Raw genomic sequence first — 6,684 nt, forward strand, 5'->3', positions numbered from 1 at the left:
ATATTTACTTTTACACGAACAAGCGAATACAGGCAAAATTAAACGGCCTCAGTCCTAAGGAATATAGGACTAAAGCCGTCTAATTCTTTTACTTATTTGTACTGTCTACTTGACGGGGTGCAGTTCAATCCGGAATCGGCCGGTTTTCTTTCGATCGTCCGGTCAAGACAGCGACGGGCGAAGCTCGTCCCCGCCTCCGGCCGCAGCCGCCGGATACCCGGACGGGAGAGGCCGCAGCCGCGGCTGTCTGGCGGCGATCGTCTCGAGCAGGCGCTCGACGTCGTCCTTGTCCTTGTAGGCCCCGTCAAGCCACTCCTCGATTTGCTCCTCCCCGAGCAGCATCGGCACCTGCTCCTCCCTTCCGGGCGCGGCCTGCTCCATCGACAGGATCGTGCACGTGCGCAGCTCCTCGCCTTGGGGGCTTACCCAGACGTCGTAAATGCCCGCCATGCCGAGCGAATCGCCTTCGTGCAGCACGATCCGGTCGGGCCCGCTTTTTTTCCCGTCCTCCGGCACAACGCGATAATACGTCGTGCACGGAATGACGCACCGCTGACGCTTGAGCAGGTAGTCGAACGTTTTGTTGCCGAGCACCGAGCGGGCGTCCGCCTGAACGGAATCTTTTGCCCAGAACGGCATGAGTCCCCAGCGAAACTCGTCCAGCATTCGCTCGTTTCCTTTGCTGCATATGGCCGCAACGTTGCCGGTCGGCGCTTTTTCCCGCTCGCTCTCGTAATAGGCCAGCACCTGCGTGACGCCGAATCGTTCGGTCAATCGCCCGACGTCCGCTTGCAATGTAAACCGGTAATTCATTCGGTATGGACTCCCCTTCTTGTTGGCTCGCTTTTTATTCCTCCTTACTATTCTCCTCGTTTTCCATTTCTAACCGGACCGGCACGTACAAAAAGAAGCGTTCCCGCGGGAACGCTCCGTAGACGGATTGGCGATCGAACGATCAAGACGGCGGCAGCCTGAAAAAGGCGAAGGGCTCGCCGTACCGGAACGGGCGGCTGATCGAATCGAGCCGGGCGAGCAAGTCCGCTTCCGGCTTCAACGCGACGCTCTCCGCATTTTGCCGAAGCTGCTCGACCCGCGTGGCGCCGACGATAACGGTCGATACGGCGGGCTTCCGCATCAGCCACGACAGCGACAGCACGCCCGCGCTGCAGCCGGCCTCCTCCGCCAAACGGCCCACTTCCCGTCCGAGCTCCAAACGCTCCTCGGTCAAATAGCGGGCGAAGTTCGGATCGGTAATCGCTCGCGACCCGGAAGGGGCCCCGTCCCGGTCCGTCGAGTCGTATTTTCCGGTCAAGATGCCGCCGGCCAACGGGAAATACGGAATGATCCCGACCCCTTGATCGAGACAAGCGGGGACCAGCTCGTTTTCGGGCGTCCGGTCGGCCAGCGAATAGCCGATCTGCATCGAGACGAACCGGTTCAGGCCGAACTTGTCGCTCAGGCCGAGCGCCTTCGTCAGCTCCCACGCGGCATAGTTCGAAGCGCCGATATACCGGACTTTGCCCGACCGGACCATGTCGTCGAGCGTCCGCAGCGTCTCTTCCAGCGGCGTTTCCGGATCGAACGTATGGATTTGGTACAAATCGACGTAATCCGTTTGCAGCCGCCGCAAGCTGCCTTCCAGCTCCTGCATCAAATGGCGTCGCGAGGAACCGCGCTCGTTCGGTCCCGGCCCTTTCGTCAGTCCGGCTTTCGTCGTCAGGACGACTTCGTGGCGCCGGCCGGCCAGCGCCTGCCCGATAATCGTTTCCGATTCGGACTTGGCGTAAATGTTCGCCGTATCGATGAAATTGACGCCCAGCTCCAAGGCGTCATGAATAATGGCGGTCGACGTCTCCCGGTCCGCGCGGGCCCCGATCGCGTTCGTCCCGAGGCCCAGCGCCGATACCCGCATTCCGCTGCTTCCCAAACGACGGTATTCCATCCGATTCCTCTCCTTTTTCCTTGTAATGGTATCGATTATACTACGGATCGGACGAATCGGTCCAAGCCCGGCCGATTTTTCCCTTCACGGCTGCCCGCAATATGTCACAGGTTGTCATATTGGTTCGGTTACACTGGTGTCGACACCGAAAATGAACCGATTTCGGCACTCGAACGAAAGGATGTTGGACATGGACGACTATATCGTCATTCAAGGCGCGAGGGAGCACAACCTGAAAAACGTTTCGCTGAGCATCCCGAAGCGCAAGCTCGTCGTGCTGACCGGCCTGTCCGGCTCCGGTAAATCTTCCTTGGCCATGGAGACGCTGCAGAAGGAATGCCAGCGGCAATATATGGAATCGATGGGGATGGTGACCGATTTCATCAGCAAGCCGAAGGTCGATTCCATTACCGGCCTCTCCCCGTCGATCAGCGTCGGCCAGCAGACGACGCACCGGAGTCCGCGCTCGACCGTCGGCACCGTAACGGAAATTTATACGTATCTGCGCGTTTTATTCGCCAAGCTGGGCGAACGCCCTTGTCCCCGATGCGGGGAAACGGTAGTGCCGTCGTTCGGCGATAGCGCCGTATACCCGATTGCCGAAACCGAAGAAAGCGAAGACGAGGTCCGGCCGGACGCGGAGGAGGCCGTCTGCCGGGCATGTGCGGCCCGGCTTCCGCGATTGCGAATGGCGCATTTCTCCTTCAATAAACCGGAGGGCGCCTGTCCGTCCTGCACCGGACTCGGTGTCGCGACCACCGTCGACATCGCGGCGATTCTCGACGAGGACCGCAGCGTTGCCGACGGAGGGGTGACGCATTGGGACCGTCTGTCCGCCGAATACTACCCGGACGTGCTAAAGGCCGCGGCGCTCCATTACGGCTTCGCGTTCGACCTGCATGTGCCCATCCGGCAGCTCGGAGAGGTTCAGCGCGACCTTCTTTTGCACGGGGTCGGCAGCGAGCTCTTCTCCCGTCACTTCCCCGGGAAGAAGCCGCCCAAGTCGGTCGGGGCGGGCAAATTCGAAGGCGTCGTTACCCAGCTATGGAGAAGGTACCGGGAAAACGGCGGCGATCACGCTTACCCGAAAAAGATCGCGCAGGCGTTCGTCCGGCGGTCGTGTCCCGATTGCGCGGGGACGCGGCTACGCCCCGAAAGCCGCGCCGTGACGATTCGCGGCGTATCGATCGCGGATGTGTCCGGCTGGTCGCTGGAACGTCTGCTGGATTGGCTCGAACGGCTGCCCCGGGAGCTGGATCGCGAGTCGATCCGCGTATGGGAACCGGTGTTCCACGATTTGGCCGAGCGGATCCGTCGACCGATCGACGTCGGCTTGAACTATTTGACCCTCAACCGCGAAGCGAACACGCTGTCGGGCGGAGAAGCGCAGCGCTTGCGGCTGAGCTCGCTGCTCGGCTCCGGACTGACCGGCGTCCTGTACGTGCTGGACGAGCCGACGGCCGGTCTTCACCCGCGCGATACGCGCAAGCTGATCGGCGTATTGCGCAAGCTGGTCGAGCTGGGCAACACGGTGCTCGTCATCGAGCACGACGTCGACGTCATGCGCGCCGCCGACCATCTGATCGATATCGGCCCCGGCTCCGGCAGCGCCGGAGGAACCGTCGTCGCCAGCGGGACGGCGGAACGGATTATGTCGGTGCCCGATTCCGTCACAGGCCAAACGCTTCGCGAGGCGGAGAAGCCGATCGGCTTTCGGCCGCGGCGTCCGGGCAACGGCAACGCGTTGACCGTTCGGGGAGCGACCGCGCACAATCTCAAGTCGGTGACCGTCTCGTTTCCGCTCGGCACCTTGATCGCCTTGACGGGCGTATCCGGCTCGGGCAAATCGACGCTCCTGTTCGATATCGTGGAGAAGGCCGCCGGCATCCGTTTCGGACGTTCGAGGGAGGAAGCCGGGCCGCACGCCGGCATCGACGGCTTCGAGCATATCGACAAAGCGATCGCCGTCGACCAGTCTCCGATCGGACGCCTTTCGCGTTCGAACGTCGCGACGTATACCGACCTGTTCACGCCGATCCGCAACGTGTTCGCCGCCTTGCCCGAGGCCGCGTCCCGCAAGCTGACGTCGCGTCATTTCTCGTTTAACGTTCCCGGCGGCCGCTGCGAGAAATGCCAAGGAATGGGGACGCTCCAGCTCGACATGCATTTTTTGCCCGACGTGGAAGTGCTCTGTCCCGTCTGCCGGGGGCGACGTTTCTCGGACTCCGTACTGGCCGTCACGTACAAAGGCTTCAGCATTTCGGACATTTTGGATATGACCGTGGAGGAATGCGTTCCGGTATTCGAGGGAATGGATATCGCGGATAAGCTGACCCTCTTGTCCGAGACGGGACTCGGCTATTTGCGGCTCGGTCAGCCTTCGACGACGCTGTCCGGCGGCGAAGCGGGACGGGTTAAGCTGGCTCGGGAGCTCGGCAAGCCGGGGAAGGGGCATACGCTCTACCTGCTCGACGAGCCGACCACGGGGCTTCATCCCCGCGACGTGTCCCGGCTTCGTCTGCTGCTCGACCGGCTCGTCGATGCGGGCAATACCGTCATCGTCATCGAGCATAATCCGGAGCTGATCGCCTATGCGGACTGGATCGCGGATTTCGGCCCGGAAGGCGGAGAAGCCGGCGGCTCCATCGTTGCGCAAGGAACGCCCGAGCAAGTGGCGATGGAGGAAAGGTCCCACACCGGCCGTTATTTGAAAAGCATGCTGGGTTTGCAGCCGTCAGGCTCTTCCTGATACGCGGGGTCAAGTTCCAAAATCGAATCGAGGAAGGAGCCGAGACAGACTCGTCCGGTTGATCGCGTTGTACGTTAGTATTTCCGAAAACACGAAGAAACAAGCGGACGATACGTATCGGTCCACCCGTACGGTCACGATCGTCGTTGTCTCGTCGGCCGTCGTGCTTATCAAATCGTAGCGGTCTACTCGGAGCATATTTTCACAAGCACCCAGGAAAATGCCGCAGGCAGCACAAGCCAAGCCTGGAATGCCCAATCGATGCTGGTCCAAGAGCTGACGACCGCTCTCAATTCCTTCGGACGCAGCGCGGTGGAGGCGGCCAAGCCGTTCAATCGCTCGAAGTGATGGCTTCCGCGCAATCGATCGCCTCGGCGAGCGAGGAAGCGGCCGCCGCGGCGGAGCAAACGGCCGCAACGAGTCAATCGCTGGCCCAGCTGGCCGACCAGCTCAACCAATCGGTTTCCGCCTTCCAAATTTGAATTCGACGCGAATACAATCAAAGCCCCGTGACGTAGAGTCCGGGGCTTTCGTTGCGACGAGGAAGTCGGTTTTGGGGTTGAAGCCGTTCGTGTGGTATAATCACTGTCGAACCTGAATACGGAGGACGTACATGCTATCTTTCGCCGACAAAGCGGCCATTATCGAATCGTTTCCCGAGCTGGAGCGCAAGGACGTATCGCTCGGGCGCGTCAATTATCATTACGGACAAAGCGTCCACGAGAAAAAAATCGTCGTCTACCATCTGCATCCGAACGGCAACGGTTACGTTTACGCCGGTCTCCTATCCGGCTATCCGACCGATGCGAAAGGCTTCGTCAACATCCGCGACTTCGGCGAGAACGAGCTTCGGACACTCCTCGCGGAATCGATCCGCTCCCTGTCCGTGCCGCCGGCGGAACGCTCGTCTCCTGCTGCGGGAGTCGTCCGGGAGGAGCGCTGGGTCAATTCCGAAGGACATTCGCTAGTTTTGAAGTATGAGGATGAGCTGTGGTACGTATTCGCGGGGCTGAACTTGGAATCCGCCTTCGAGACGTACGAGGAAGCCGTCGACTACTTGGCCGAGGAAGGCTTCGCCCGCTCTTGATCCGGTTGGCCGGCCGATGCGCGAGCGGTTCGCTTCGTCCGGCTTGTTGCCGACAAAAAAAAGAGAAGGCGCGGTTCGCCCTCTCTTCATTCCGGCAGCAAGCCGCTTTCCTTCACTTCTTGATCGATCACGTCGGTAAACCGCTCCAAGCAGTTGCAGAAATAGTCTCTGCGGCAGATCGGACACGGAACGGTCAGCAATCTCGTTACGCTTTCCAGCTTCCAATCCGGATTTTTCGTATAAAACACTCGGCATTTCGTTTTGTCGTCGAATGTGACCAGAAACTGATAATGCCCCGTTTTTTCGTTGGTGTCGGATTGCTGCACGTTGGTTACATAAAACTTGTTCATGTACGTCACCTCGCCGATAGTTTGCACTGTCCATCCATTTATCATAAAAAAGAAACGATGCAGTGTCAAACGTTTCTCGTCCAATGTCGATCATGTCCGAGATCTTCGGATGAAGCTCCGGGGATGCCGCACTGGCAAACCGATATTGCGGGGGCAGGATTTGAACCTGCGGCCTTCGGGTTATGAGCCCGACGAGCTACCGGGCTGCTCCACCCCGCGTCGTCAATCAAAAGTCAGGTAGCAGCGCGGCCATGCGCTGCGTCGGTGTCGGATGCGGACTTGCCGCTTCGTCCATCGCTTGTTCCCTGAAAACCGGATGCGAAAGAATCGAGTTTAAAGCTGGATCGAGTTACCCGGAATGGGTCTTCCGGGCCCCCCGCCAAGTAATCGGTGCTGCTGCGAAGCATCACGTCACTTTGTGGGGTGATTAGGATAAGCCCTCGACCGATTAGTATTCGTCAGCTGCACGCCTTACGGCGCTTCCACCCCGAACCTATCAACCTGGTCGTCTACCAGGGGTCTTACGAATTGGGAAATCTCATCTTGAGGGGGGCTT

At 59.9% G+C, this 6,684-nt stretch carries 6 protein-coding genes, 1 tRNA gene and 1 rRNA gene; 2 read left to right on the forward strand and 6 right to left on the reverse strand.

Annotated elements, in window-relative coordinates:
• Positions 1–162: 162 nt before the first annotated feature.
• Both DLM86_RS31560 and DLM86_RS31565 read right to left on the reverse strand, forming a co-directional pair.
• Positions 163–813 carry an SOS response-associated peptidase family protein gene (locus tag DLM86_RS31560; RefSeq protein WP_110844215.1) on the reverse strand — a complete coding sequence of 217 codons (651 nt, stop codon included), beginning with the start codon at positions 811–813 and terminating at the stop codon, positions 163–165.
• Positions 814–955: 142 nt separating this feature from the next.
• Positions 956–1,942: an aldo/keto reductase gene (locus DLM86_RS31565; RefSeq protein ID WP_110844217.1), complete on the reverse strand. Its 987-nt coding sequence runs from the start codon at positions 1,940–1,942 to the stop codon at positions 956–958.
• A 190-nt stretch (positions 1,943–2,132) separates the two neighbouring features.
• Here DLM86_RS31565 and uvrA point away from each other — a divergent pair, with 190 nt between their 5' ends.
• Entirely contained in the window at positions 2,133–4,691 is a 2,559-nt protein-coding gene (gene uvrA, locus DLM86_RS31570; protein ID WP_110844219.1) for an excinuclease ABC subunit UvrA, read from the forward strand.
• A gap of 185 nt (positions 4,692–4,876) precedes the next feature.
• Here uvrA and DLM86_RS31905 read toward each other — a convergent pair whose 3' ends face one another.
• Positions 4,877–5,149: a hypothetical protein gene (locus DLM86_RS31905; protein WP_146250344.1), complete on the reverse strand. Its 273-nt coding sequence runs from the start codon at positions 5,147–5,149 to the stop codon at positions 4,877–4,879.
• 155 nt (positions 5,150–5,304) lie between these two features.
• Between DLM86_RS31905 and DLM86_RS31575 the strand changes: the two genes are divergently transcribed.
• Positions 5,305–5,778 carry a hypothetical protein gene (locus DLM86_RS31575; RefSeq protein ID WP_110844221.1) on the forward strand — a complete coding sequence of 158 codons (474 nt, stop codon included), beginning with the start codon at positions 5,305–5,307 and terminating at the stop codon, positions 5,776–5,778.
• A gap of 86 nt (positions 5,779–5,864) precedes the next feature.
• On the opposite strand, the gene DLM86_RS31580 is transcribed toward DLM86_RS31575, so the two are convergent.
• The 3 genes from DLM86_RS31580 to DLM86_RS31590 form a co-directional block, all read right to left on the reverse strand.
• Entirely contained in the window at positions 5,865–6,128 is a 264-nt protein-coding gene (locus tag DLM86_RS31580; protein ID WP_110844223.1) for a hypothetical protein, read from the reverse strand.
• A 145-nt stretch (positions 6,129–6,273) separates the two neighbouring features.
• Positions 6,274–6,347: transfer RNA gene (locus tag DLM86_RS31585), tRNA-Met, on the reverse strand.
• Positions 6,348–6,556: 209 nt separating this feature from the next.
• Positions 6,557–6,684: ribosomal RNA gene (locus tag DLM86_RS31590) — 23S ribosomal RNA — on the reverse strand; the annotation flags it as partial.

It is taken from the genome of Paenibacillus flagellatus, from assembly GCF_003217775.1.
Taxonomy (GTDB): domain Bacteria; phylum Bacillota; class Bacilli; order Paenibacillales; family NBRC-103111; genus Paenibacillus_AB; species Paenibacillus_AB flagellatus.

What these genes read in the sequence shown, in the direction of transcription:
- DLM86_RS31560 (WP_110844215.1), bottom strand. Translation starts at nt 813, where the DNA reads ATGAATTACCGGTTTACATTGCAAGCGGACGTCGGGCGATTGACCGAA.
- DLM86_RS31565 (WP_110844217.1), bottom strand. Translation starts at nt 1,942, where the DNA reads ATGGAATACCGTCGTTTGGGAAGCAGCGGAATGCGGGTATCGGCGCTG.
- uvrA (WP_110844219.1), top strand. Translation starts at nt 2,133, where the DNA reads ATGGACGACTATATCGTCATTCAAGGCGCGAGGGAGCACAACCTGAAA.
- DLM86_RS31575 (WP_110844221.1), top strand. Translation starts at nt 5,305, where the DNA reads ATGCTATCTTTCGCCGACAAAGCGGCCATTATCGAATCGTTTCCCGAG.
- DLM86_RS31580 (WP_110844223.1), bottom strand. Translation starts at nt 6,128, where the DNA reads ATGAACAAGTTTTATGTAACCAACGTGCAGCAATCCGACACCAACGAA.